This is a genomic window from Bacillus sp. J33 (assembly GCF_000518885.1).
Taxonomy (GTDB): Bacteria; Bacillota; Bacilli; order Bacillales; family Cytobacillaceae; genus Cytobacillus.
In genome coordinates, this window is record NZ_JAEL01000017.1 from 44,189 (window position 1) to 70,181 (window position 25,993).

The following is a 25,993-nucleotide window of genomic DNA, read 5'->3' on the forward strand; positions in this document are numbered from 1 at the left end:
CAAAAAGGAACTCAGACTAAAAACACCACGTCCTNTGGCAACGTCTGAGTGACCCACATCCTCCCAAAAGCTAACGCTTTCGGTCGTGCGATGTTAAAGCTGTCGAAGCTTTCCTTGTCCTGTGGGCCTCAGTCCACCACGCTCCGTCGATGAACAAGGGCGCCTCCGCTTTTCTTATTTAGGTTTCACAAGGAAGTAGCCCGTCATTTCCTGGTGCAGTGCCGAACAGAAATTCGTACAATAGATAGGGAAGGTTCCCGCCTTATCAGCTGTAAATTCTACTGTATTGGTCTGCCCCGGCTGAACCTCGATGTTTAAGTCATAGCCGTTTATGGCAAATCCATGAGTAATATCCTGGTCAAAATCGATATTCGTTAAGTGAATAAAAACTTTATCTCCTTCATTCACCTCAATTTGATCCGGCCGCTTGGCTTTGGCATCGAAAATAAATTTAGAGCGCATGGCAATACCGTAGATATGAACTTCATTTCCTTTGCGGACGATTTTTGTTTCTTCTTGGCTGTAAACGGCATCTGGGTTGTTTGCGTCTTTCGGATAAACAGAAATGGTTTTTATTTTATCTGCCTTAATCATTTGTGCGTAGTGAGGCTCAGGGTTAACAGGTGCAGATTGGATCACTTCCATCTTCTTTCCTGAAAGATCGATAAGCTGCATTGACTCGGGATGGGAAGGGCCAACAGACAAGTAACTGTCTTTTGCAATTTTGTTTAATGCAATCAAATACTTACCGTCCGGTGCAACTGTATCGCCCTCTGCTGCAACCGAATGGCCAGGTGAATATTGCACTGGAACACGATCCAAAGTTTCGCCGGTATTTGGATCCCATTTTACAATTTCCGAGGAGATGAACATGGTTGTATAAGCCATTCCTTTATCGTCAAATTGCGTATGAAGAGGCCCAAGAGCATTTTCAGGATTAACTTCTTTTTCCATTACTGATTCATATTTTAAGACTGGAATACCATTGCGCTCACCTGCAAAATCTTCGTTTTGAATCGCTTCAAATGCTTTTTCAAAAGAAAAGACAGTCATAGCAGGCGCCAGTTTTCCGGATGCAATAAATCGTTTACCATCAGGGGTCACGTCTACACCATGCGGAGATTTTGCAACAGGAACAAGGTAAATGCCGCCTTTATGCTTTTCCGGAAAAATCATTTTTTGTCCAGTTACTTCGTCATATTGTCCATCCTCCACCATTTTCTCTAACTCTTTCCAATTGAATAATACAATGTAATCTCTGTCCGCTTGAGAAGCGTTGATTTCAAGGTTGGTGGTAGCTTCTTCTGTATTATAAGTAGTCATGACTGCCCAGTCTGAAGACATTTTTTTGCCTGCATCTGATAAATCATATGACCAAGGCGGAAGCGCCACTTGGTAGGCAATATTTAATTTTTCTTTTTTCTCATTAAATGTAACAGCAGACATGACCCCTCGGTATTTTTCGCTGTACTCGTCCAGCGGTGCGTACTCTCTTCCAATTGGCACGGCAAATCGGGTCGGCAGGAACATGTATTCTGTGTTGGAGGTAACGAATGCTGCACAGTGCGGTCCGCTTGTGTTTGGAACATTAATGATGTCTCTGACCGTGAAAGTTTCCAAATTCATGACTGCCGCGCGGCTGTTCCCAACATCAGTCGCAAACATGTATTTTCCGTCATAATCTCCATCTTTTTCAGAAAATGCTGGATGGTGTAGATCCCCCCATGTATATCCGCCTAGCATTTCCTTAGAATGTGTATCCCAGCCGTATCCGGTTGCTGAATCCTGGGAAAAAACTGGTACAGTACGAATGTGGCGCATGGAAGGTACTCCGTAAATAAACATTTGTCCCGAATGGCCGCCGGATGCAAATAAATAGTATTCATCTTTTTCGCCAAAAGGAACGTATACTTTTTCAGCATTGCTCTTATTAGAGTCGTTTGCTGCTTCACTGCGCTGGTTTGGTGAAAAATCAGCGAAGAAGACAGTTGCTGCCAAAAAGCCGGCAAACAGGCCTGAAGCAGCAGGAACCCACTTTTTCATAAGTATGGCACCACCTTAATTGGTTATTTAGATTCCGAAGCTTGTTTAAGCACATCTGAAATTTTGCTGATTTCTTCCTCTGTCAATGGATTTCCGCCTATCACTCCTGACATGACTGCCGAGGTCGGCTCCTTCAAAAATTCTTTCAGAGGCTTGCCGTGTTTCCCTTCAACATTGTTAAAGGCTTGTGATAAGTCAGGCCCTGTGGCGCCTCCTTGGAGATTCAAGCCTTTTACTGCATGGCATCCCAAGCAGCCTTTAGCCTGAAGTATATTTTCTTCAGTTGAGACGGCTGCTGCCGTGCTTGAATCGGAGGATGTTTCTGCAGATTCTTGCTTGGTTTCCTCGGAATTGGCTTGCGTATTATCCTGGATAGCGATTTCATTGCCTGAATCATCTCCATCCCCCAGGACATCAAAGACCAGGTATCCAATACCAAGGCCGAGAATGGCGCTGATCATGAAATGTATAAAAGCTTTATTCACTTTGCTCCCTCCTTGAGAGTTTTCTTTATCATCCTAACCTCAGCTTACTCATCTATGTGTGATGAATTTCACAATTTTCTAAGGTTAATGTGAAGGATTTGTGAAAGTGTTTTTTTAGTACTTACCGTATATTGTGAGATATATCACTTTCCATAAAAGAGGCCTTCGCTAAAATAATCCTAAGGAATAACATTAGGGAAGCGGGGGATGAGAATGGATTATGAAATGAGAGACAATATGGGGGCACCATACAGGCAGCCGCTTATTGACGAGTTTTTAAGCAAAATTGAAATCTTTAAGGATCTTCCCAGCGAGTCAATCCAGCTGATCGATAAACGGATCATCAAAAAGGCATACAATAAAGGCGATAGAATTATGTCTGAGTACGAGGTAGCCAAAGGAGTTTATTTTGTCCACTCGGGTATTGTGAAGCTGACCAAACAGGATGAACAAGGAAATGAGATTATTGTCTGCATTAAGAAAAAAGGAGAAATTTTTGCAGAAGCCAATCTTTTTAACCAAACTGGCCAAACCTATCCGGCAACAGGCACGATGGTGCAGGATGGTGAAATCTATTTCTTGAACACCGATGACCTTGAACAGGAGCTAATGTATTCCCCGGAGATGGCCGTCCAGATTATCCGTTACATGAGTGAATCCCTGAGAGACATGACATCCATTTTAAGAGACATTGCCCTCCTGGATGTGTATACAAAAACAATTAAAACATTGGAGAGGCTTGCAGAAAAATTTGGGGCTAATCATTGCAATCGAATGCATATTGAACTTCCAATCACAGTCCTGGAGTTTTCTACATTAGTAGGAACATCCCGGGAAAGTGTAAGCCGTGTTTTTTCGAGGCTGAAAAAAGAAGGAATCATTGAAATCGCTAATAGAAAGATTGTAATAGTGGATTGGTGCAAATTTTGCTCCCATTTTCACCAGAGGCTATAGGAAAAGTCCTTATCTGTTAATATACAATGGCTGCTGGGAGGTTAGTCAGTTCAGAGTTTTTGTTATATAATGAATTCATAGATTATGATTCTGAGGTGCAAAAGCATGGCTGATTTTCGTTCCAGTGAGATTATTCATAAACCTGTACATGAAGTATTTGATTATATGGTTAGCATGGAAAATGTCCCTGAACTCATGCCGTATGTCATAAAAGTGGAAAAACAGACGGAGGGCGAGATCGGGAAGGGGACAAAATTTATTGAGACCCGCATGGTAAGAGGCAAAAAAATTAATGCTGATATTGAAATCATTGATTTTGAAAAGGATAAAACCTATACGACACGAAGCAATGCCAATGGACTGATTACGGAATATAAATATAATTTCCATGAAATAGAAGAAGGAACGCAGGTGGAGATGGAAGCAAACGTCAAAACAAGCGGTCTTGTAGCAAAATTAACCAAACGTTTTATCGTGAATATTGTAAAGCAGGAAGACGGCAGCCAGCTTCAGTATTTAAAGGAAATGATGGAGAAATAATCATAAAAACAGGGAGCCTCATGGTTAAAAAGGCTCCCTGTTTTTTACTTATTCTTTTGTTCATCCTCTATCAGAATGATCGTACCGCCGTCATTTCTGCCAGGCAGTTTAACTTTAATTTGCTTGTTTTTGTCTACTGTATATTTCTTTCCGCTGTAGTGGTCAATAACCTTTGTGCCGGCAGCAAAAGGGACATTAACCGTAACCTTTTTGTTTTCAGCTTCAATATTTAATCCAACAACGGCATGTGTGCCATTATAGGAGCGGTTAAAGAATAGATATCCGTCGGCATCGCTGCCTGCCAGCTTTTCACGTGTTCCTTTTGAAAATACCTCAGAGTAATTTTTTCGGATGTTAAGCAGCTTCCGGTAATGCTCGTGCATGTCATTTCCAATTAGGGACCAGTCAAAGTCATAGCGGTTTTCATTGAATTCCCCTTTATCCATATCGCCGGCATTCTTCCCGGAAAGGCCAATTTCCTCACCGTAATAGATAACTGGCTGGCCCTTGGCTGTAATTTGGAGGGCAGAAGCAACCTTCATTTTTCCCCGATCATTCCCGGCAGCAGTAATCAGGAAGCCGTCTTCATCATGGCTGCTTAAAAACTGTCCCAGTGTTGCTGTATTTGTAAGCCTATCATTTCTTGCCTGCAGCTTTTCCTCAGCTGCATCGATATGGCCGTTGATGAAATCAGCAGCTGTATACTTAAAGCCAAAATCAAGAATAGAATCCATTTCGCCGCTATTCAGGAAGCCGCCATGTTCATCGATGTGGCCCCCATAATATTCACCGATCATTTTAAAGTCGGGCTTGATTTCAGTCAGTGCATTTTTAAATGCTTTCCATGTTGTGTGTTCAACATGCTTAACTGTATCGACGCGGAAATAGTCGATTGTGTCTCCACGGTCTGTTTTTGCTTTTTCAAGCCAGTCTGTCTGCCATTCAATGATTTGTCTGCGGACAGCATCTTCTTCTGTCTTGAGGTCGGGCAGCCCCGCAAGCTCGCCTCGGATCGTATCGGTTCCTCCATCCCGAAGCATGCCTGAAAAACGTGCACGGTCGGCATCAGTAGGGAAGTTAGGGATCCCGAGTCCAATGGAGGGGTCATTTTCCTTTAATCCGTATCCAGTATGATTAAGAACTACGTCTACCATTACCTTTATGCCCCGGTCATGAGCTTTTTCCAGAAGCTCATGGAATGTCTGGATATCCCCGAGATGTTCATCCAATGCTGAAAAATTCTTTGCCCAATAACCATGGTACCCAAATTGGTTTCCATCTTTATCATGGCGCAAATCCCAATTGATGTTATCGACAATAGGGGTAATCCAGATGGTATTGATGCCGAGATCCTCAAGATAATCGAGTTTTTCAATTATCCCCTTGAAATCTCCTCCATGGTAGGTTTCAAGGTGGGACGTATCATAGTTTGCTCCATTTGGGTCATCATTGGATGCATCTCCATTATGGAAACGGTCAGTCAGCATAAAGTAAATTCGGGCTTCATCCCAGTCAAAGTCATCTTTTTTGCCGCTGAAGGTACGGGTTGCTACTTCAATGGATGCCTCTCCTTCATGTACATTGCCATATTCATCAATAACGGTAATCGGCAATGCCTTGATTCCTGCCGTTACAGATTGATCAATGGAAATGGTTTGGGCATTTAAAGCCGGGTCAATGCTGGTTTTGCTGCTCCCGCCGATTGCAGAAAGGTCTGCGTATACCTCTTTTATAGATACATCCGTATCAGAGAGTGTGGTTTCAATTGATAGAACGGCATTTTCATTGTAGGATGCTTTCTTCGGATTGACTTCAGCAATGATTTCAGCTGTGGGATTTTTATATGTGATGGATGATTTTCCATCAATTGTATTAAATGGATCTGCAGTTTCGGTTGTTTCCCCATTTCTGGTAACCAGGAAAGAATATTCATATGTGCCTTCTTCCAATTGCTCAATCGTTGTAAAGAAGCGCTCCTCTTTAGGAGAGTACTGCATATCATATAGCTGTCCATCGAACTTTGCCTGCACCTTTTCAATAGAATCCATTTCTTCCTGTTTGAATAGTTCTGGATCTCTATAATAAAGAGTGAGGCTCCCGTTATTTAAAACAGGCCCAGTGATGGAAGGGACTTGATAGAATTCCCCCTGGCCGCTTGTGACAACGACCTTTGTGTACTTGTCGTTCCCTGTTTTAATATAGCGGTCGGCACCATATGGATCCTTTTGATCCCAGCCTGTGCCTTTGCGAAGTACAAAGCCCATTTGCTCCGTTTGCTGGCCAATTTCAATCAAAGCAACAGCCCCTTTGTCAGTGACTTTAGTAAAATCAGCTTGCCCATCCTTTACACCAGTCTGCCAGGTCCAAATGTTCCAGCCTTCATAATCATGATTGTCTCTTACATAGGTAAACTCGATAAAACGGCGGTTATCTTCTGCGTTTCTATCGTCAAAATCCTCTTTTGAGTAATAAACCGTTTCATCGCCCTCTGCCAGCCATACTTCTGTTTCATGCTGGCCTTCAGGCATGGTAATCGTTCTAGTGACATCCTGTGAATCCCAGCTGCCAGGGCGGGGAATGACATGGATTTTATTTGAAGGAAATGATATTTTAGCTTGAGCAAATCCTTCTGACTGGCTTGTAAAAGGATAGGCATTGCCATTTTTTCCATCCTCCCATGCCCATAAATCCCAATTAAATTGCTCTCCGTCACTGCGCAAGTAGTTAATCGTATAGGTATTCAATTGGGCATTGATTTTGAAGGTATGCTTCAGTGTGTATTCGTTGTATTCGCCAATGACAGTTACGCTTCCTGCTTCAGCATTATCAGAGATTTTCAGCTGGTTATCTATTAGAGATACACCCGCTGCTTCCTCTTGCAATGTCCATGCTGGGTGCACAGTTTCAGCAGTTCCATCCCTGTTTAATAGGCTGGCTGAAAGAGGAAGAGTGCTGCCTTTTCCAATGTCAGCAGGCATATCCGTTGTTAATCCGCTTATAACTAATAAGCTGTTGCCATTGGCAGTCCGGCTGTTTGCAGGATCGGTAATCCAATTGTTTTCTTCCAAAATGAATTTATACTCATAGATTCCAGGGGATAGATGAATAGTCTTTGACCAAATGCTATTTTCATCTTTGGTCATCTCTAAAGCTTTATTTTTCCAGTCGGTAAAGCTCCCTGCGACACGGACTTGCTGAGCCTCACCCTGGTAGGAGAAGGTAACATTATTTCCTTCCGCCACAGGGCTTTCTACAGTGCTGGCAGAGGATAGATGCGGGTTGATTCCAGTGAATAAACTAAGAATTAAACTTAGCAGCATGATCCAGATGCCGGTTTTTCTTGCTTGTTTCATGAATTTCCCTCCTTAATAGATTGGATTGGGCGTAGGTGCAATCGTTTGCATAAAAACCAAGGATGAAAACGCTTGCACGACTCTTAAGGGAATTCTATCACCATCGGAGGAAAAGCTCATGGGCAAAAAGTAGGAAAGACGTACCAATTAAAATGGAAAAAAAGCCGTCCTAAAAGGGGACGGCTTCCTTATAAACACATGAATAGGGTTGAATTATTTCTCTGTCTCAAAAGACCATTCATTCATGCCATTTTCCATATTGTATATTTTCTTAAAGCCATTATCAGCCAATAGTTGGCTCGCTTGGGCAGATCGGGTTCCGCTTCGGCATACGACGAGATATAGCTTTTCCTTATCCAGTTGATCGATTTTTTCTTCCAGAACAGGGAGCGGGATCAAAGCAGCTCCAGGAATATGCCCTTCAGCGTATTCCTCTTCAAAACGCACATCAATCACTTGAGCCTGCTCGGTTTCCTATAGCTCTTTGGCTCTATCAGCATTTACATTTTCGAAGGAAGGACCGGGATCAGAGCTGCATCCAGCTGCAAGTCCAGCAATCAATCCAAGAACCATCAATATAAATAGTGGCTTTTTCATGCTATAGCCCCTTAAGGGTTAGAATTTATAGGTCCAAAAACGCTCTTTATAGACTCTTGCCATTACTTCAGGATCTTGATTTTTAAGGCTTTCTTCCATATTGGCAGCCATTAGCTGGGTCTGGGAAGTATGTGCTTTAATGGCAGCAATTTTACGGTCAGCTACTGCACTGACATCATTGACTACGTCAGCCTGGCCTAGTTCTTCTTCGCAGTTGTTGGAGAATGCCACACAATGTACCTTAGGGCGCTTATCTGCAGGCAGCTCTTTTACGGCTCTGATAACGGCTGCTCCGGTTGCATCATGGTCGGGATGGACGGCATACCCCGGATAAAATGTGATGATCAGGGAAGGGCTGACTTCGCCTATAATAGTTCCCAGCCTGTTCGCCAGCAATTCTTCCTCTTCAAATTCAACCGTTTTATCACGGTAGCCAAGCATTCTTAAATCCTGGATGCCCAGCACATTCGCTGCAGCCTCCAGTTCTTTCTTGCGGATTTTCGGCAATGTTTCCCTGTTTGCAAAAGGGGGATTTCCCATATTGCGCCCCATTTCGCCTAGTGTCAGGCAAGCATAGGTAACAGGTGTACCGTTATCAATATGTAAGGAAATCGTTCCTGAAACCCCAAATGCTTCATCATCGGGATGGGGGAAAATGACGAGTACATGTCTTTCCTTTTCCATACAGCTTTGCTCCTTTCCATTTTTACACTCTTTTTATCATGCAATCGCACCTAGAGATCAAGGCTGTCCCATGGTAAGGCGCTCCCGTTTTTCTACTCAAATGGCGTTTCGCCAATTTGCAGCGCAACTGCAAGTTTTCCGCTGAAATCATGTCCAGCTAAAAGGAGCCTATCTTTTTCATCCACTTCAAAATGCGTGATTCCTTCAGCATAAACCCAGCCGAAATTCATTTTCAGTCCGACACGATATGGGCCATTTCCTGTGATTTTTCCATGTTCGTAAATCAGTTTGGCATTGCGGATATACGCGCCGGAAGAAAAGAAGCTTTCATCGAAATGGGAAGCATATGCCCCATTGGTTGTTTCTAAATGGATATAGACCTCTTTATTTGCCAAGCGATCAATCTCTTTTTGCACAGTTTCTTTTACTGCTGGTTCCACTCCAAAATCCCCCTTTCCATTTATCTTCATGTATAGGTTTATTTGTTAATATCTATTCGCCTGAAAAAAGCAGATTGTATTTTTATCTTACTAAAAAATAGCAGGAAAAGCGAAAAAGTGAGCTTAAAGAGCAACAGGGTGGGATATTAAAAAACTACTAAGATTTGATTTATCCGCGAAAAAACAAATATATCCGCGAAATTCACATCTTATCCGAAAAACATATTATTCGCTGAATTTACAGCCATTTTTCCACAGAAAAAACAGAGCCCAATGGACTCTGTTTTAAATTTCTATTTTTGTTCTGATTCCAGGCGGCCTTTACCGTATTTGCGGTATGCACCAGGCATTGTAGGGCCGACATATTGGTTTAGCTGGAATCCATGGTTAATGGCTGCAGTGATGAAATCCTTGGCTGTTTGGACAGCTTCTTTTACAGGTTTGCCTTTGGCAAGCTCTGCTGTGATGGCTGATGAGTATGTACAGCCTGCGCCATGTGTATACGTAGTTTCAACCCGTTCGCTTTCGTAAAGAGTGAACTCTTGTCCATCATAAAGAAGGTCAACAGCTTTTTCATGCTGGAGCTTGCTGCCGCCTTTAATTAATACATATTTGGCGCCAAGTTCATGGATTTTAACAGCCGCTTCCTTCATGTCTTCGACAGTCCGGATTGGACCTGTTTTAGCCAGCTGCCAAGCTTCAAATAGATTAGGGGTTACAACAGTTGCAAGCGGCACAAGCAAATCTCGTAACGCTTCATTTAACTCAGGATGGATAGGCTCGTCTTCACCTTTGCAAACCATTACCGGGTCAATGACTACTCGATCAAGGTTATTTTCTTTAATTGTTTTTGCTGCGATTTTTATAACTTCCTCTGAACCTAGCATGCCCGTTTTCATGGCATCAATGCCGACTGATAGAATCGTTTCAAGCTGTGTTTCCAATGTTTCATTGGCAATTGGGAATACATTGTGGCTCCAGTTGTTTTTAGGATCCATCGTAACAATTGTTGTCAAAGCTGTCATGCCATAAACGCCAAGCTCCTGGAAGGTTTTAAGATCGGCCTGGATTCCGGCGCCGCCGCTTGTATCTGAACCTGCGATTGTTAACACTTTTTTCATAGTCATGTACAAAATTCCTCCTTGAAGTTCTGCTGGATATGTTTTTCTAATTATAACAATAATTGCAAAAGGGAAAAACTAAAATGGACTGCATACCTGTTCCTCTTATAAGGTTGTCCGCTGCTGTTTCCCAGCATGTAAATTCTGCACTTTTTGTCTATTCCGCCAGGAACTTCACCATGGCTGATAATTTGTTTCCGCATCTACTCTGTCTGCCATTTCGAAAGGCAGGTTGGCAATGCCGTAATTGCTGTGTATTCTGCATTGTTTATAAATAAATGACCTGCCTCCAGAAAATGTTTTATTTACAGTCTGCAAAGAAAGAAAACTTCCAAAGAAGTGTTATTTTAACTATTAAAACAGAAAAACCGGCTCAAAAATCCAGAGCCGGTTTCCTGTGGACAATCTGCAAAGGCACATATAAAGTTTTTTCAGGAAACGGTAAATTTATACCCAATTCCTTATTGTTAGACAATGATGATTTAAAGACACAATTTTGCCATACTTATGGAAGCCAGCGGGCCTTTATCAAAGAAACACATTCGAATAGATGATAAAATATTACAATAAGAAGCGTAAGGCTTTTATATCACTAAAGTCAGGTGAGGAACATGAGTGTAACGGGCATTATCTTAGCAGGAGGACAATCGAGCCGAATGGGCGAGAACAAAGCCCTTTTAAATATAGACGGTAAAACGGTAATTGAACGCATAGCAGACCGATTGGCTGCTATCACATCTGAAACGATCGTCATCGCCAACAGCAAGGAAGAATACCAGTTTCTTGGCCTCCCCATAGTCAGTGACCAATGGAAAGAAAAAGGCCCGCTTGCTGGAATCCAATCAGGGTTATCCGCTTCAAAAACGCAAAGGAATTTGATTGTTGCCTGTGATATGCCGTTCATATCTGCAGAATTAGGAAAAATACTTCTAGAAGAACTAGATAGCCATCAGGCAGCAGTCCCAGAAATTGCAGGCCGCCTTCATCCGCTTTTTGCAGCTTATCGAAAGGATGCCAATGAAGCGGCTGAACGTGCTTTAAAAGAAGATAAGTTGAGAATCCGAGATTTTTTGAATGATATAGACACTTCATTTTTGAAGAGCGAAGAGCTTAGAAAGAGGGGCTTCTTAAATGAAGAAGCCTATTTCTTTAATATGAATTGTCCGGATGAGTACCGGCAGGCATTAAAAATGGCAGGAGAAATGAAGAAGGGTTCCAAGTAAATCGGAATGCTATTTCACTTCCGATAGTGGATATGTCAAAATGAAACTATTGAGGTTAATAAGACTGTAAGAGGGCTTGTTTATACAAAATGAGGTGATTTAATGAATTTTGAGATTTCAAAGGATCCAATCGATATCCAAAGTGTTATAAATAAAGTAGTGCAGCGGGAAGCAGGGGCCATAACAACCTTTATTGGCACTGTCCGCGAGCTCACACATGGCAAAAAAACGCTTTATTTAATTTATGAGGCGTATGAATCGATGGCTGTTAAAAAGCTTGAACAAATAGGCAAAGAAATAAAAGAGCGCTGGGATAGTGCAGAAGTGGCCATTACACACCGTACAGGCAAGCTGGATATTACAGATGTTGCAGTTGTTATAGCCGTATCCACACCCCATCGTGCAGATGCGTATGAAGCAAATCGATACGCCATTGAAAGAATCAAAGAGATTGTGCCGATTTGGAAAAAGGAACATTGGGAAGACGGAGAAGAATGGATCGGCAACCAGCTTGAGACAGTAGCTTATCCAAAAGGGAAACCGGAGGCGAAGGATTTAAATGAATAAAATTATGTTTTTTGCCCATTTAAAAGATAGTGTTGGCGAAGAATCAATAACAAAGGATGCAAGCAGCAAAACAATAGCCGAGCTGAAACAAGTGCTATCGGAGGAATACGGTTTGAAATTGGACACGGTCATGGCAGCCGTAAACGAAGAATTTGCATCAGATGATGAAGTGATTAAGGACGGAGATACAGTCGCTTTTATACCTCCTGTAAGCGGGGGCTGATGTACCTGTATGAATTTGTTTAGCATCAGGCGCCAGGACTCGAGGTCAGTTGGAGCCTGATGCTTTTCTTAGGAGGTTCACTTATGTCTGAAAGGTATTCACGGCAGACTTTGTTTCCGCCGATCGGAAAAGAAGGGCAGGAAAAAATCCGCTCCAAACATGTGCTGATTATTGGTGCAGGAGCTCTTGGGTCAGGCAATGCTGAAATGATGACCCGTGCGGGTATCGGTAAACTGACGATCATTGACCGGGATTATGTAGAAGAAAGCAATCTGCAGCGCCAGCAGCTTTATACAGAAAGTGATGTAGCTGAAAAGCTTCCAAAAGCTGCCGCTGCAGAAAAACGGTTAAGGCTGATAAACTCCGATGTGGCGATACGATCGGTGATTGGGGATGCCACCCCGGAAAAATTGGAAGAACTGGTTAAGGGAGTAGATCTCATTCTTGATTCCACTGATAATTTTGAAACAAGGATGGCCATTAATGATATCTCGCAAAAAAATAAGATTCCGTGGATATATGGAGCCTGTGTCGGCAGCTTTGGGATGAGCCTGACCATAATACCAGGAAGGACGCCTTGCCTTAATTGCCTTTTGAAAAAAATACCGATTCAGGGTATGACCTGCGATACAGGCGGGATTATTGCACCGGCTGTCCAAATGGTCATCGCCCATCAAATGGCAGAGGCACTGAAGATATTGGCAGAGGATTGGGATGCAGTCCGGACTGCCATGGTGAGCTTTGATTTGTGGCGGAACCAGTATACAAGCATGAAGGTGTCGAAAGCAAAGGATGAGGGCTGCTTATCATGCGGGGAGGAAAGGACGTATCCATACCTCCAGGCAGAAAACATGATGAAGTCCACCGTTCTCTGCGGAAGGGATACTGTTCAAATACGTCCGCCTAAAGAGGCGGAAATCGAGTTCAGTGAACTGGCGCAGCAGCTGAAGTCGCTTGGCTATCAGGTGAAAGGGAATCCATATTTGCTGTCAGTCAATATGGGAGAGCAGCGTTTAGTCATCTTTAAAGACGGGCGTGCTCTTATTCATGGAACGAAAGATTTAGTACAGGCAAAAACGATATATCATCGGTTAATGGGGTAGCAGATACTTTTTTGCCCCTTTTAGAAAGAATGATAGCAGAAACTAGTTCAATATCATTATTTCTTTTTTTCCTGGTATTTAATCTTTTTTTTAGGCTGTTTTCGTAAAGTTTAATGCTTTTCAGCTGCTAATTAAGTTAGACCAACTGAGTTGATTGTAGCGGAGGGTGCTTGACTCCTGCTCAGAAGAGAGGGAAGCGGGAGACTCCGCAGGCGAAGCCGAGGAGGGTCTCATTCCTCCCCACGGGAAAGCTTGAGTGCCTGCAGTGGAAATCAACGGGCAGAATTTATAAGTAAAAACAGCAATCTATGAGAAAAGAGCCATTTTGTAAAATGAGGTTCATATTAAAGAATGAAAAGGTAAATGATGATTACATTCATGTTTTTTATTATGTATTTTGGATGATCAGCCAATGGCAAATCTTATTGGGTTTTTTACTAATCATTTATAGTATCACGTTTGCCATTATACAAATGGTTAAAACAACGCCTCTAATTGAAAAAAGCGATGAAAAATCAACGTTTTTCATCGCTTTTTTTAGGGTGATTTCGGGACACCCCTTGTTTGTCTATTATTTTACCTCGTCAGTACCGATAATCACGAGTTTGCCTTCATCCAATACTTTTTCATATTGTTCTGCTTCTGTTTTGGTTAAACCAACAGATTCAAACTTGGAACGCAGCTCATCTCCGCGCTTTTTGAATACGTTGCCGACAGAGTCGAAGAAACCTTGCTCCTTCATGCCGACATCCCCTGTTTCCGTGGCATCAGTAAGGTGCTCAGAGCGATCCTTGTCATGTGCAAAAATATAAATATTTTCTTTATTAAAGCCTTGGCTTTGAAGCATGCCGATTGTGTCTGTTGCTTGTACACCGTTTTCTGCGACTTCAATTTTATACATGTATATCATCCTCCTCAAAAGATTCGATTCTATTTTTGATAGGGCACTATGTGCTGCCCGTTATATTTTATATTTATCCGCTTTGCCATCTTTTAAACATGAGAAAACGAATGGTAGATTAAGCGGCAGGGATGGTAATCTACTTAAATGTGCTGCGATCGGGTATAGAAAAAGCAACACCAAGCCTTCAGCGAAAAAGGGAGGAGATACTTATGGAAAAAACAACTTTTAAAAATGATTGGCAAGACATTCTTGGTGAAGAGTTCCAAAAGCCTTATTATCTGCAGCTTCGTGATTTTTTAAAGAAGGAGTACGAGGAGCACACTGTTTATCCAAAGAAGGAAGATATTTTTAATGCTCTTCATTATACAGCTTACAAAGATGTAAAGGCTGTTATTTTGGGGCAGGATCCATATCATGGGCCAGGCCAGGCACATGGATTAAGTTTTTCAGTAAAACCGGATGTCAGGATCCCCCCGTCTTTGGTTAACATTTTTAAAGAAATGCAGGCAGATTTAGGGTGCGATATCCCCAACAATGGGTATCTAGTAAAATGGGCTAAAGAAGGGGTGCTTCTCTTAAATACAGTTTTGACCGTTCGTAAAGGGCAGGCGCATTCCCATAAGGGCAAAGGATGGGAGATGTTTACCGATACAGTTATCCAAAAACTGAATGACAGAGAAAAGCCCATTGTTTTTATCTTATGGGGGAAGCCAGCACAGGAAAAGGGAAAGCTGATCGACCCTGCTAAACATTACATCCTGACTGCCCCACACCCGAGCCCGTTCTCCGCCCGCAAAGGATTCTTTGGCAGTAAGCCATTTTCAAAGGTGAATGATATTCTAGGGCAGCTGGACGAGGAACCAATCGATTGGGAGATTTCAGACTGCTAATCTTATTCGTCATGTTTCACGTGAAACATACATGAAATGCAATGGATAGGAGAAAGGGCTCGAAATATGTTTGATGCCTTTTGATGACATGATGGATAAGGGAACAGGGCAGAGGGCAGGGAATGAAGAGAAGATGAATGTACAGAAGATTGATGGTTTCAAAGACATCTATTTCGATGTTGCTTGGGAGCAAACCACCCTAAGGGATGCAGAGTGTTATATGTAAGACAAGACAGATGCCCTCCATGGAAGTTTTTCGGGCATCTGGCCATCCTTGTTTGCGTTTTGAAAAGAAAACCTGATACACTTTAAAGTGATTTTAGCGTTAAAAATGAAAGTGTCGTTTTTCATAGAAAGAGGTGAAGTGTTTGAATATCTCTGTTCAAAAACTTTTGGGAAAGATGGAAAAAGAATTATATGAAGCAAAAGCCAGTTCGTCAGAAGCTCGCATCAGGGAAAGGGTTCAAGCCATTAAATCGCTATGTGAACTGATTTTGGAAGAATCAGACACAGGGAGCACTTCCGTTGCGCCTTCTATAAGCCATACATACAGCTCGCAGCCTGCACAGCCTGCGAATTTGCAGCCAAAGAAAATGCAAATGGATGATGAAGCTAATGGTGATTCATTATTTGATTTTTAAAATGGGATAAGAGGTGTAGGAGAATATGAAGCTATTTATTATTATTGGGGCAATCAATGCTTTTTTATCAGTCGCTTTAGGGGCATTTGGAGCGCATGGTCTTGAAGGAAGGGTTGAACCTAAGTATTTGGAGATCTGGAAAACAGGCGTTACCTATCAAATGTTCCATGCAACCGGGATCCTGATCATTGGTGTACTCCTTGGTAAGCTGCCGGGCACTGCTTTGCTATCGTGGTCAGGATGGCTGATGCTTATTGGCATTATTCTTTTCTCAGGAAGCTTATATGTTTTGACGCTGACAAAAATCAGTGTGCTTGGAGCCATTACACCCCTTGGTGGAGTGTCGTTCTTAGCAGCCTGGGTATTGCTGATTATGGCTGCGGTTAAATATCTATAGTAAAAAAAGGAGCTTTGACATTTGGGTCAAAGCTCCTTCCTTTTCATAAAGAAAGTATATAACTTGAACTTCGATAACTGTCTAGCTCCGGCACCCTATCGACTCGACGTGCTTCCCTCACCTCGTCTACGACGACGCACAGGATGTGCTAGTAAGGCGAGGCGCACAACAGGACGTGCGTGTTTCCGAGCGTTATAAGTCAACATCGAATCGCTCTAAGTGCTCCTTCGCCACAGCTAATTCAAGGAGCGTCGTACAGCTCGTCGCAAAGCGCATGATGTAAACTCAGAGCTGTTATTCATGATGAATTTCCATGTAGCTGCTTCGCTCTTCGTGTTTCCTTTATCTCACAATAAGGAACTCAGACTAAAAGCGCCACGTCCTGTGGCAACGTCTGAGTGACCCCCGTCGTGTGGGCCTCAGTCCACCACGCTCCGTCGATGTGCTACTCAAGGAAAGCTGCTTTCGAATAAGCTTCGCAGGAACAAGCGGCTTTTGGCTTGTTCCGAAGGGCGCCTCCGCTTTTCTTACTAACGCGGAGAGTACTGGGCCATAGCGGGCCCGCCGTTGTAAGGATATTCATATTCAATCTCTTCATCAAATGTTACATAATCGAGATAGATCATCGGGAGCAGAATACGCTGGCCTGTCTGCGGGTCACTAAGGATTAAATGGTCGCGTCCGGCCGCTTCTATCAGGCCTTTAAAAACTTTTGCATTCCATTCCGTGTTGTTTTCAAAGGTTGCGTAGACAGTTGCAAGTTTTCCTTTGTTCAAACGCAGAATATTTTCAATGTAGGACTGTTCAAGCGGAAGCATGCCAGGAATCGAGGGCGGTGCACCTGCGCTCACGCCTGCAACTGTACCGGCGGTTGGCGTTTTCTGATATTGCGGCTGTGCCTGATAGTATTGTGCATTTTGACGAGCATCAACATAAGGCTGCTGGTAACCATAATTAGGGTATTGACCATAATTAAATTGACTCAATTTTTTCCCTCCTAAAGATAAGGCTGTGATAAGGCTAAATGCTGATTCAGCAGATCGGGAGACGCAAGCCTCCTCGAAAATTGCATATGAAGTTATATAATAGAAACTCACTATTTCATTAGTATGTAGGGGCATGTTTTTTTATGACTTGGAAAAAGAAAAACTCCCAGGTGACCTGGGAGTTTAAAGGACATATATATTAGTTTACGTGCAGGAATTTTCCTACCTTGTCTTCTTCAAGAATGTTGCCGACAAAGAAAGAACCGAATTCGCCATAGCGGGCACTTACTTCATCAAAGCGCATTTCATAAACAAGCTTTTTGAATTGAAGGACATCATCAGAGAATAGGGTTACGCCCCATTCGTAATCATCAAAGCCGACAGAACCAGTGATGATTTGTTTTACCTTGCCTGCATATTGGCGGCCGATCATGCCGTGGCTGCGCATCATATTGCGGCGTTCTTCCATAGGAAGCATATACCAGTTATCATTGCCCTGGCGGCGCTTATCCATTGGATAGAAGCACACATGCTTCGCTTTAGGTAGTTCAGGATATAGGCGTGCCAGAATTTGCGGATTTTGATAAGGATCCTCACCTGCAGGCAGGTAATTGCTCAATTCAACAACTGAAACATAAGAATGAGCAGGGATTGTATATTCAGCTAATTTTGTTTTGTTGAATTCGTTTTCAATTTCATTTAGCTCTTCCATTGTAGGCCTTAAGATCATCATCATAAAATCAGCTTTTTGGCCGACAATTGTATAAAGGGCATGGCTGCCGTTCTTCTCGCTTTGTGCAGTGTTCCACTTGTCCACTAGGGCCATAAATTCATGGATGGCTGCCTGGCGCTCATCGCTTGAAAGCATTTTCCAGGTAGTCCAATCAACTGTACGGAAGTCATGTAAACAATACCAGCCGTCGAGCGTTACTGCTGCTTCACTCATTACGATCACTCCTAATATGTACTAAAAATTCTCATCACTACTATAACATAGTTTCTCCAATTAACATGTGTACAAAACTTGAAATGTTGGAATTAATCGAATGATAGTCACCCGTATAGATGCCAGTCAACTCAAAATGCCGTTTACAAAAAGACCATTATGGTTATCTTAAAACAAGAAATGAACATTATATAAGCCGCAGCTGCAAAGGATATTTATTATTGGAAATTTATCGAAAACAAAAACATTTCATCTGAAAGCGCTAACAGTGACCGAACTCCTTGAAATTCTGGGTGTGAAGAGTATTCTAAGGGAGTATATAGGGTAAGTTCTATTAAATGAACGGAATTCAGATGCCTTAGGAGGAATTTGCATGAGTGATTTATTCTCGGTTTTAAAAGAAAAAGTATCAGGGCAAAACTTAAGAATTGTTTTTCCTGAAGGGCAGGATGAGCGCATTTTAGCGGCAGCGGGAAGGTTGGCTGCTGAGAAAATCATTACTCCAATCCTTGTTGGAAATATTGCAGAAATCGAAGCGAAAGCAAAGGATATGGATATTTCCCTTGAATCAGCTGAAATCTACGATCCTAACAACTTTCTCATGATGGATGAGCTTGTTGCAGCCTTTGTAGAAAGACGTAAAGGCAAAGCGACAGAAGAAGATGCACGCAAAATTCTTCTAGATGAGAATTATTTTGGCACCATGCTTGTATATGCCAACAAGGCTGACGGGCTTGTGAGCGGAGCGGCACATTCTACAGCAGACACAGTGCGCCCGGCACTTCAGATTATTAAGACAAAAGAAGGCGTCCGCAAAACATCCGGTGTATTTATCATGGTTCGCGAGGATGAGAAATATGTTTTTGCCGATTGCGCGATTAACATCTCGCCTGACAGCCAGGACTTGGCGGAAATTGCGATTGAAAGCGCAAAGACAGCCAGAATGTTTGATATCGAACCGCGCGTTGCGATGCTGAGCTTTTCAACAAAAGGTTCTGCCAAGTCTCCGGAAACTGAAAAGGTTTCAGCAGCGCTTGAGGCAGCAAAAGTCCGCGATCCATTATTGATCATTGATGGAGAATTCCAGTTTGACGCGGCATTTGTTCCATCAGTAGCGCAGAAAAAAGCTCCAGATTCACCAATCCAGGGGGATGCAAATGTATTTATCTTCCCTAGTCTGGAAGCTGGAAATATTGGCTACAAAATTGCCCAGCGCCTTGGAAATTTTGAAGCTGTAGGGCCAATCCTGCAAGGCTTAAATCGTCCGGTTAATGACCTTTCCCGCGGATGCAACGAAGAAGACGTATATAAGCTTGCATTGATCACTGCAGCTCAGGCTTTAAATCAATAATTGTTATCTTAGAAGCCGGTCCCTTGTGACTGGCTTTTTTGCTATAATAATTCTGTTGTGGGCTATTGGCTGATAAACTGGCCAGTTTGGCCGATAAACTGGCTAAAATGGCCGTTAAATAGATAAATTTTGCCGGCAACGATTAAAAGCCGGCCCTGAAATAGATAATTTTAGCCGATGAACAAAGGTTTAACCGGGAGTATCGGCAAAAGGGGATCAAAAAGATGAATTTGGCGCAAGATTTGCTGCAGCAGGATGAATGGAGAGTCATTGACCAATCTGTTGGGGGCATCCATTTAAATGCCCTGCATTCATTTGGAATGGATGATACACTTTGTGCTTCTGTCGGGACAGGCACAGCACCAGCTACAGCGAGAACATGGGTCCATCATAATACCATCGTGCTCGGAATCCAGGATACCAGGCTTCCTTACCTGGAAGAAGGCCTGGATTTTCTAAAAAACCAAGGGTATGAAGTAATCGTCCGAAATTCAGGCGGACTGGCTGTTGTGCTGGATGAAGGGGTCCTGAATATTTCACTGATTTTTCCGGAAAACGAAAAAGGCATCGATATAAATCGCGGATATGACGCCATGTGGATGCTCATAAAAGAGATGTTTTCCGAATTTGATAAAAAAATAGAAGCCAGGGAAATTGTCGGCTCCTACTGTCCCGGAAGCTATGATCTAAGTATAGGCGGGCAAAAGTTTGCAGGCATATCACAAAGGCGCCTCCGTAATGGGGTGGCCGTGCAAATCTATCTTTGTGTAAATGGAAGCGGAAGTGAGCGGGCGGACTTGATAGGAAAATTCTACTCCCTTTCGAGAAAAGGGGAACAAACGAAATTTCAGTATCCTGAAATTCAGCCGGAGGTAATGGCATCTCTATCAGAGCTATTTAATGCAGACTTAACTGTCCAGGATGTTATGCTCCGCTTTTTGAAGGCTTTAAACAAGAAGGCTGGCCGACTTTATGCAGGACAGCTGACCATAGAAGAAGCAAGTTTATTTGAAGCCTATTTTCATCGGGTCACAGAACGGAATGAAAAGGTGCTGGGCAGGTAATAAAGAAAAGCCGTAACCATGTGGGTACGGCTTTTCTGATAGGGTATTGCTGCCATTTTCTCCTGATCCCGCTGGAATTGCTTTTTCTATTACACAAAATATAGCTTTGAACTTCGATAACTGTCTAGCTCCGGCACCCTATCGACTCGACGTGCTTCCTTCACCTCGTCTACGACGACGCACACAGGACGTGCGCGTTCCGAGCGTTATAAGTCAACATCGAATCGCTGTCGCTCTTCGTGTTTCCTTTAGCTCACAAAAAGGAACTCAGACTAAAAACGCCACGTCCTTTGGCAACGTCTGAGTGACCCACATCCTCCCAAAAGCTAACGCTTTCGGTCGTGCGATGTTAAAGCTGTCGAAGCTTTCCTTGTCCTGTGGGCCTCAGTCCACCACGCTCCGTCGATGGGCAAGGGCGCCTCCGCTTTTCTTTATTACTCAGCCACTCTCTCCAAATTTCCATTGCGGTCCATTTTAAACTTGGAGGCCGGTCTGTCTTCCTCATCGAACAGTACAAAATTGCGGGCCCTGTTCATGATTTTCATTAGTGTCTCGTAATCTTCCTGAATCGTTACCGTATTTTCCTCAAGCTCGCTGATCTTGCTTTCAAGCTCTTCGTTTCGGCTTCTGAGATCTGCATTTTCACGTTTCAATCTTTCATTCTCATTTTTTAGTATATCAAGCTGAATGCCTGAGTGATTTAATGTTTGCAAGTAAGAAATTACGCTATCCAGATCCAGTTGTGCCGGAGCTGCATAAGCCGTTTCCGAATAATTGGAGGTATAAGATGAAACCGCTTCTTTTTGGTCGCTGGTATCTTTCTCCATACGCTCTTCATAGAAGTCTGCAGGTGATGGCGGTGCGGCTGGATCAGCCGAAACAGACACTGCTTCAACTTCCTGCACGGTTGGAACTGGCGGTGAATATAGAAGCTTCTTCTTGCCGCCCTGGTCTTTACCTAGCATTCTTTGTCTTTGCTTGCGCTGTTTTTTAGCAAGCTGCAGAGCTTTTTCATATCGGTGCCTTACGACTGCGTTCCAGCGGAATCCGCATGCTGCAGAGGTGCGGTTCAGCTTATCCCCCACTTCTTCAAAAGCATTTAATTGAGTGCTTCCTTCCCTGACATGTCTTAATACGGTTTCAGCTAGCAATAAATCATTTTCATCTGTCCATGCATCTTGACGTACTTTCATAAATCCTCAACTCCCTATTTTCATTTGCATTTTGTTGTTGCCTTAGTTAAAGGATGGACAAACTTGGCAGATTTTATACAAATGTGATTAAAAGGATAGTAGATTTTTTTTAAAATTTATTTTTCGCTAGATACGTATGGCGGTTTTATGAAGATTAGTAAGATACACCACCCAAGTTAATGATTACAGCTTGCAAAGCCGCTGGATAAGTTTTAAAATAGCCTGTAGCAGTTAGGCAGGGCATTTGGAATTAGAATCCAATCCTGAATAGGGCTGCCATGCTTCGGACATGCTTTAACAAGGGAATTTAACTATTATATAGGCTGTGTTTTATGGATTTAGCGAGCGAAACGCCGAGGAGTGCTGGGAGCAAGCAGGAATCAGCAATCATATTTAACATAGCCATTATTTAAAATAAAAGTTAGACCGCAGAAAGGGTTGTAAATAAAATGGCAAACGAATTTCGTGTTTGCGACGATTGTCAGGCAGTAAACCTAAAAACATTGATACCGCGTTTAAAAGAAATAGATCCAGACGCTAAAATTGACATTGGCTGCCAGTCCTATTGCGGACCAGGCCGCAAAAAGACATTTGCATTCGTCAATAACCGTCCCCTTGCCGCATTAACGGAAGAGGAATTGATGGAGAAAATTAATAAAAAGCTGAAAAAATAATGCGAAACTTCCCCAGTGGAGGTTTTTTTATTCCATTGATTGTTACTTGAGGACCGTATGAGGCGGAACACCCAGACGCTGCCCATAATATGTGGCCCTATTAGTCTGAGTTATTACTGGCAGGTCATCCTCCTAAACTTGATTTGATATTGAAGAGTGATGTATTACTGCCCGTTAAAATGCAATAAATCGCCTTTTGACTTCTGTCCTGAGGTGATTTTTATTTTGCCCAAAGAGGGTAGTTTAGTTTTAGTTTCAATTTGGTAAATAGACATAATGGGCAAGCTAAAAAGCTTATAAACGTTTTTGGAAAAATCGGACAATATTTTTTGGAGCTGATGATTGCTGTATTGCGGTTCCTGTCGAATGGCCATGCAAAACTGGGAATTTTGTGGTGAATTGATAAAGCAATCGGGATATAATAGGGGTACACAGAAAAGCGGAGGTAAAAGATGGCATATTCGGCGGAAAAGTTAAGCGAGGAAAAGGTATTTAAGGATCCTGTCCACCGTTATATACACGTCAGGGACAGAGTGATCTGGGATTTAATAGGAACAAAAGAATTTCAGCGCCTTAGAAGAATTAAGCAGCTGGGAACAACCTACTTAACCTTCCATGGTGCTGAACATAGCCGTTTTAACCATTCGCTCGGAGTTTACGAGATTGTCCGGCGGATTGCAGATGATGTGTTTATCGGCAGACCGGAATGGAATGAAGAAGAACGCCTCCTCTCATTATGCGCAGCACTTCTCCACGATTTGGGGCACGGCCCATTTTCACATTCCTTCGAAAAAGTATTCAGCCTTGACCATGAACATTTTACAAGAGCGATCATTCTAGGGAGTACAGAGGTAAATAAGGTGCTTACAAAGGTAAGTGCTGATTTTCCAGAAAAGGTAGCAGAGGTAATCGCAAAAACGTCTAAAAATAAGCTTGTTGTAAGCCTGATTTCGAGCCAGATTGATGCAGACCGAATGGATTATCTGCAAAGGGATGCTTATTTTACCGGTGTCAGCTACGGCCATTTTGACATGGAGCGGATATTGCGTGTCATGAGGCCGCGGGAAGACCAGGTAGTCATCAAGCAGAGCGGGATGCATGCGGTGGAGGACTATATAATGAGCCGGTACCAGATGTATTGGCAGGTGTATTTCCACCCGGTCACCCGCAGTGCAGAGGTTATTTTGACCAAAATCCTGCATCGTGCCAAGGATCTGCATAAGCAAAAATATACGTTTAAATACGACCCCATCCATTTCTATTCATTGTTCAGCGGTGAAATTACGCTGGAGGATTATATTAAACTCGATGAAGCGATTATTCTTTATTATTTCCAAATGTGGCAGGAGGAAGAAGATCCGGTTTTAAGTGATCTTTGCTGCCGCTTTATGGACCGGAATTTATATAAATATGTGGAATTTGACCCTGCGAAAGAGTATAAGAAACTGGCCGAGCTGTCAGATTTATTTAAAAAAGCAGGCATAGACCCTGAATATTATTTGGTTGTCGATTCATCATCCGACTTGCCATATGATTTTTACCGTCCGGGCGAGGAAGAAGAGCGATTGCCGATTCATTTGCTGCTGAAAAATGGCGATATCCGCGAGCTTTCCCGTGAATCGGAAATAGTGGATGCCATTTCGGGTAAACGCAGAACAGATCATAAACTGTACTATCCGGCGGATTTTATTTCAGATGACAGCCAAAAGCCGAATATTAAAAAACAAATCAGAACGCTGCTGGATATCGACTAAGACTACATATAGTCTATTTGATTACGGGAAAAAACGGAGTAGGAGATGAAGAGCTTTGTTAAAGGATCACGCCAAATTAATGCATGCCATTGCAGTCTCTGAAGAAATCGTGGGACGGAAAAAGCTGCAGAAGATGATTTATATCGCCAAAAACATTGCATTTCCTTTTCAGGAAAGATTCCAATTTCACTTTTACGGTCCTTATTCGGAGGAATTGACTTTAAGAGTCGAAGAACTTTGCAATATGGGATTTATAAACGAAGTGAAAGAGAAAAAGGGCGGCTATTATCAATACCGATACACACTCACGGAAACCGGAAAAGAATTTTTGGGCGTCAATGCAGTCGATATGCCAAGCCTGCAGGACTGCCTGTTGGATATGAACGGACAAAATGCCAGATTCCTAGAACTTGTTTCGACGGTTCTGTATTTTAATGAACTTCCGAAAGAAGAAGTGAAGGAAAAGGTCTTCACATTGAAAAGCAAGCAGCGCTACACGGACGAAGAAGTGGAGCAGGCTTTTCAATATATTGAAAACTTAAGAAAGAAAGCCGGGCTTGGTCTTGCCCCTGTCAAGTAGACAACCTAAAAAAGCTAAGCAGCGAGCGCGTTTCGATATTCAATCGGTGCGCGTTTCTTTAGTTTCTTTTGTCTTCGTTTGTAATTGTAATGATAGATGTAATCTTCAAGGGCTTGCTCTAGCTCTTCTTCTGAAATACACTTGTCTATATACAACTTCTCTGTTTTGAGGTGTGAGAAGAATGATTCTACACAGGCATTATCCAGGCAGTTTCCTTTTCGAGAGTGGCTGCCCTTGATGCCATAAGCCTCTAATCGATTGTTGTATAGCTTTGACGTATACTGGAAGCCCTGATCCGAATGGAGAACGGCTCCAGCTACGTCTTTTTTCTTTGTCCATTTATCTACCGTATTTAACACAAGTTCGAGATCGTTTCTCTTGGATAGCTCCCAACTTACTATTTCATTATTGAAAAGATCCTGAATAACGGATAAATAATAAAATTCTTCTCCAACAGACACATAGGTAATATCCGTTACCATCTTTTGATTAGGTCCAGCAGCCTTGAAATTCCTCTTAAGGCGATTGGGGAAGATGACTGAAGGACTATGGCCATGTCGTTTTCTCTTCTTCCGGATGACTGATTGTATATCCATTTCCGTCATAAGCTTATAGACCTTTTTATGATTGATAGAATAACCATTTTCATTTAGTTCATCTGTGATACGCGGCCGGCCAAATTCGGGATGCATGAAGTGGATTCCCATAATGTGCTCGCGAATATCCTGTTCCTTCCCAGCCTTCTCTTCCCGTTGAGTGTTGGTTTTCCTCCATTTGTAATAACTTGCAGGTTTGATGTAGGCAATCTCTAGCAGCCAGGAGACAGGATAGTCACTTCTTAATTCATCTATCAGTTTATATTTTATTCTTCTGGGAATGTCTTTTCCTCCTTTACCAGATTTGGATACTGCTTTTTTAAATATTCAACCTGTGCTTTTAAATAATCTCTTTCCTCTTCAACTGACTTAAATTTAGTCCTGGGCCTGCCTTTTAAAGGATTGAACACTCCTTTACGCTCATCAAAAGGTACTCCATTTTTCCATTTCCTAACCCACACTTTAAGCTGGCTGCAATGACGGATTCCCAACTCTTCTGCCAATACTTTATAACTCTTTGAACCATTCACGTATTTCATTACAGCATTACGTTTGAACTCCTCTGAATAGCTATTAAAAGTTTGTCCTTTCTTTGCCATAGAAAAATCCCCTCCAAGTAGCATTCTTTCCTCCATGGTAACATGAAGGTTTTTTTGAATGTCTACTTAAAGGGGACAATAACAG

At 42.5% G+C, this 25,993-nt stretch carries 28 protein-coding genes; 14 read left to right on the forward strand and 14 right to left on the reverse strand.

The features are described from left to right. Nucleotides 1-174: 174 nt before the first annotated feature. Entirely contained in the window at nt 175-2,043 is a 1,869-nt protein-coding gene (nosZ, locus tag L634_RS0107525; protein WP_026581926.1) for a Sec-dependent nitrous-oxide reductase, read from the reverse strand. Nucleotides 2,044-2,066: 23 nt separating this feature from the next. Then, nucleotides 2,067-2,528: a c-type cytochrome gene (locus L634_RS0107530; RefSeq protein WP_026581927.1), complete on the reverse strand. Its 462-nt coding sequence runs from the start codon at nt 2,526-2,528 to the stop codon at nt 2,067-2,069. A 213-nt stretch (nt 2,529-2,741) separates the two neighbouring features. Here L634_RS0107530 and L634_RS0107535 point away from each other — a divergent pair, with 213 nt between their 5' ends. Together L634_RS0107535 and L634_RS0107540 are read left to right on the forward strand one after the other, a co-directional pair. Further along, nucleotides 2,742-3,482: a Crp/Fnr family transcriptional regulator gene (locus L634_RS0107535; RefSeq protein ID WP_026581928.1), complete on the forward strand. Its 741-nt coding sequence runs from the start codon at nt 2,742-2,744 to the stop codon at nt 3,480-3,482. 105 nt (nt 3,483-3,587) lie between these two features. Beyond that, entirely contained in the window at nt 3,588-4,022 is a 435-nt protein-coding gene (locus L634_RS0107540) for an SRPBCC family protein (protein ID WP_026581929.1), read from the forward strand. A gap of 44 nt (nt 4,023-4,066) precedes the next feature. Here the strand turns inward: L634_RS0107540 and L634_RS0107545 are convergent, their stop codons facing one another. From L634_RS0107545 to pdxK, 6 genes are all read right to left on the reverse strand, one after another. Continuing rightward, nucleotides 4,067-7,375: an alpha-amylase family glycosyl hydrolase gene (locus L634_RS0107545; protein ID WP_026581930.1), complete on the reverse strand. Its 3,309-nt coding sequence runs from the start codon at nt 7,373-7,375 to the stop codon at nt 4,067-4,069. Between the two features lie 213 nt (nt 7,376-7,588). Then, nucleotides 7,589-7,831, reverse strand: coding sequence for a rhodanese-like domain-containing protein (locus tag L634_RS34205; protein ID WP_232233725.1), 243 nt, complete (start codon nt 7,829-7,831; stop codon nt 7,589-7,591). 18 nt (nt 7,832-7,849) lie between these two features. Then, entirely contained in the window at nt 7,850-7,972 is a 123-nt protein-coding gene (locus tag L634_RS34625) for a hypothetical protein (RefSeq protein ID WP_269521484.1), read from the reverse strand. 18 nt (nt 7,973-7,990) lie between these two features. Then, nucleotides 7,991-8,656 (reverse strand): bacillithiol biosynthesis deacetylase BshB2, encoded by a 666-nt coding sequence (gene bshB2, locus L634_RS0107555; RefSeq protein WP_026581931.1) that lies wholly within the window; start codon nt 8,654-8,656, stop codon nt 7,991-7,993. 92 nt (nt 8,657-8,748) lie between these two features. Beyond that, complete coding sequence (locus L634_RS0107560) at nt 8,749-9,096, reverse strand: YojF family protein (RefSeq protein WP_026581932.1); 348 nt, start codon at nt 9,094-9,096, stop codon at nt 8,749-8,751. Nucleotides 9,097-9,389: 293 nt separating this feature from the next. Further along, nucleotides 9,390-10,223 (reverse strand): pyridoxine/pyridoxal/pyridoxamine kinase, encoded by an 834-nt coding sequence (gene pdxK, locus L634_RS0107565; RefSeq protein ID WP_026581933.1) that lies wholly within the window; start codon nt 10,221-10,223, stop codon nt 9,390-9,392. A gap of 605 nt (nt 10,224-10,828) precedes the next feature. Between pdxK and mobA the strand changes: the two genes are divergently transcribed. The 4 genes from mobA (at nt 10,829) to L634_RS0107590 (ending at nt 13,333) form a co-directional block, all read left to right on the forward strand. After that, nucleotides 10,829-11,440, forward strand: coding sequence for a molybdenum cofactor guanylyltransferase (gene mobA / locus L634_RS0107575; protein WP_026581934.1), 612 nt, complete (start codon nt 10,829-10,831; stop codon nt 11,438-11,440). A 102-nt stretch (nt 11,441-11,542) separates the two neighbouring features. Then, nucleotides 11,543-12,007, forward strand: a complete 465-nt coding sequence (locus tag L634_RS0107580) for a molybdenum cofactor biosynthesis protein MoaE (RefSeq protein ID WP_026581935.1) — start codon at nt 11,543-11,545, stop codon at nt 12,005-12,007. Then, the gene (moaD, locus tag L634_RS0107585; RefSeq protein ID WP_026581936.1) at nt 12,000-12,230 is read left to right on the forward strand and encodes a molybdopterin converting factor subunit 1; all 231 of its coding nucleotides are present in this window, start codon (nt 12,000-12,002) and stop codon (nt 12,228-12,230) included. Before L634_RS0107580 ends, moaD begins: the two co-directional genes overlap by 8 nt. 83 nt (nt 12,231-12,313) lie before the next feature. Further along, nucleotides 12,314-13,333 (forward strand): thiazole biosynthesis adenylyltransferase ThiF, encoded by a 1,020-nt coding sequence (locus tag L634_RS0107590; RefSeq protein WP_026581937.1) that lies wholly within the window; start codon nt 12,314-12,316, stop codon nt 13,331-13,333. 571 nt (nt 13,334-13,904) lie between these two features. Here the strand turns inward: L634_RS0107590 and L634_RS0107595 are convergent. Then, the gene (locus L634_RS0107595; RefSeq protein WP_026581938.1) at nt 13,905-14,234 is read right to left on the reverse strand and encodes a general stress protein; all 330 of its coding nucleotides are present in this window, start codon (nt 14,232-14,234) and stop codon (nt 13,905-13,907) included. A 212-nt stretch (nt 14,235-14,446) separates the two neighbouring features. Here L634_RS0107595 and L634_RS0107600 point away from each other — a divergent pair, with 212 nt between their 5' ends. From L634_RS0107600 to L634_RS0107615, 3 genes are all read left to right on the forward strand, one after another. Further along, the gene (locus tag L634_RS0107600; RefSeq protein WP_026581939.1) at nt 14,447-15,127 is read left to right on the forward strand and encodes a uracil-DNA glycosylase; all 681 of its coding nucleotides are present in this window, start codon (nt 14,447-14,449) and stop codon (nt 15,125-15,127) included. Nucleotides 15,128-15,486: 359 nt separating this feature from the next. Continuing rightward, nucleotides 15,487-15,768, forward strand: a complete 282-nt coding sequence (locus tag L634_RS0107610) for a YwdI family protein (protein ID WP_232233726.1) — start codon at nt 15,487-15,489, stop codon at nt 15,766-15,768. Nucleotides 15,769-15,793: 25 nt separating this feature from the next. Beyond that, nucleotides 15,794-16,165, forward strand: coding sequence for a DUF423 domain-containing protein (locus L634_RS0107615; protein WP_026581941.1), 372 nt, complete (start codon nt 15,794-15,796; stop codon nt 16,163-16,165). 530 nt (nt 16,166-16,695) lie between these two features. Here L634_RS0107615 and gerQ read toward each other — a convergent pair. Together gerQ and hemQ are read right to left on the reverse strand one after the other, a co-directional pair. After that, the gene (gerQ, locus tag L634_RS34210) at nt 16,696-17,151 is read right to left on the reverse strand and encodes a spore coat protein GerQ (protein ID WP_026581942.1); all 456 of its coding nucleotides are present in this window, start codon (nt 17,149-17,151) and stop codon (nt 16,696-16,698) included. A gap of 199 nt (nt 17,152-17,350) precedes the next feature. Further along, nucleotides 17,351-18,097, reverse strand: coding sequence for a hydrogen peroxide-dependent heme synthase (gene hemQ / locus L634_RS0107625; protein ID WP_026581943.1), 747 nt, complete (start codon nt 18,095-18,097; stop codon nt 17,351-17,353). Between the two features lie 373 nt (nt 18,098-18,470). On the opposite strand from hemQ, the gene pta reads away from it, so the two are divergent. Further along, the gene (pta, locus tag L634_RS0107630) at nt 18,471-19,448 is read left to right on the forward strand and encodes a phosphate acetyltransferase (protein WP_026581944.1); all 978 of its coding nucleotides are present in this window, start codon (nt 18,471-18,473) and stop codon (nt 19,446-19,448) included. 224 nt (nt 19,449-19,672) lie between these two features. After that, entirely contained in the window at nt 19,673-20,512 is an 840-nt protein-coding gene (locus tag L634_RS0107635; protein WP_026581945.1) for a lipoate--protein ligase family protein, read from the forward strand. A gap of 434 nt (nt 20,513-20,946) precedes the next feature. Here L634_RS0107635 and L634_RS0107640 read toward each other — a convergent pair whose 3' ends face one another. Then, nucleotides 20,947-21,705, reverse strand: coding sequence for an RsfA family transcriptional regulator (locus tag L634_RS0107640; protein WP_026581946.1), 759 nt, complete (start codon nt 21,703-21,705; stop codon nt 20,947-20,949). A gap of 449 nt (nt 21,706-22,154) precedes the next feature. Between L634_RS0107640 and L634_RS0107645 the strand changes: the two genes are divergently transcribed. From L634_RS0107645 to L634_RS0107660, 3 genes are all read left to right on the forward strand, one after another. Next, nucleotides 22,155-22,379, forward strand: a complete 225-nt coding sequence (locus tag L634_RS0107645; protein WP_026581947.1) for a DUF1450 domain-containing protein — start codon at nt 22,155-22,157, stop codon at nt 22,377-22,379. A gap of 452 nt (nt 22,380-22,831) precedes the next feature. Next, entirely contained in the window at nt 22,832-24,133 is a 1,302-nt protein-coding gene (locus L634_RS0107655; RefSeq protein ID WP_026581948.1) for an HD domain-containing protein, read from the forward strand. Between the two features lie 55 nt (nt 24,134-24,188). Next, complete coding sequence (locus L634_RS0107660; RefSeq protein ID WP_026581949.1) at nt 24,189-24,713, forward strand: YwgA family protein; 525 nt, start codon at nt 24,189-24,191, stop codon at nt 24,711-24,713. 14 nt (nt 24,714-24,727) lie between these two features. Here L634_RS0107660 and L634_RS0107665 read toward each other — a convergent pair whose 3' ends face one another. Continuing rightward, entirely contained in the window at nt 24,728-25,636 is a 909-nt protein-coding gene (locus L634_RS0107665; protein WP_442852692.1) for an IS3 family transposase, read from the reverse strand. Beyond that, entirely contained in the window at nt 25,576-25,908 is a 333-nt protein-coding gene (locus L634_RS34890) for a transposase (RefSeq protein WP_026581951.1), read from the reverse strand. Before L634_RS34890 ends, L634_RS0107665 begins: the two co-directional genes overlap by 61 nt. Nucleotides 25,909-25,993: the final 85 nt, after the last annotated feature.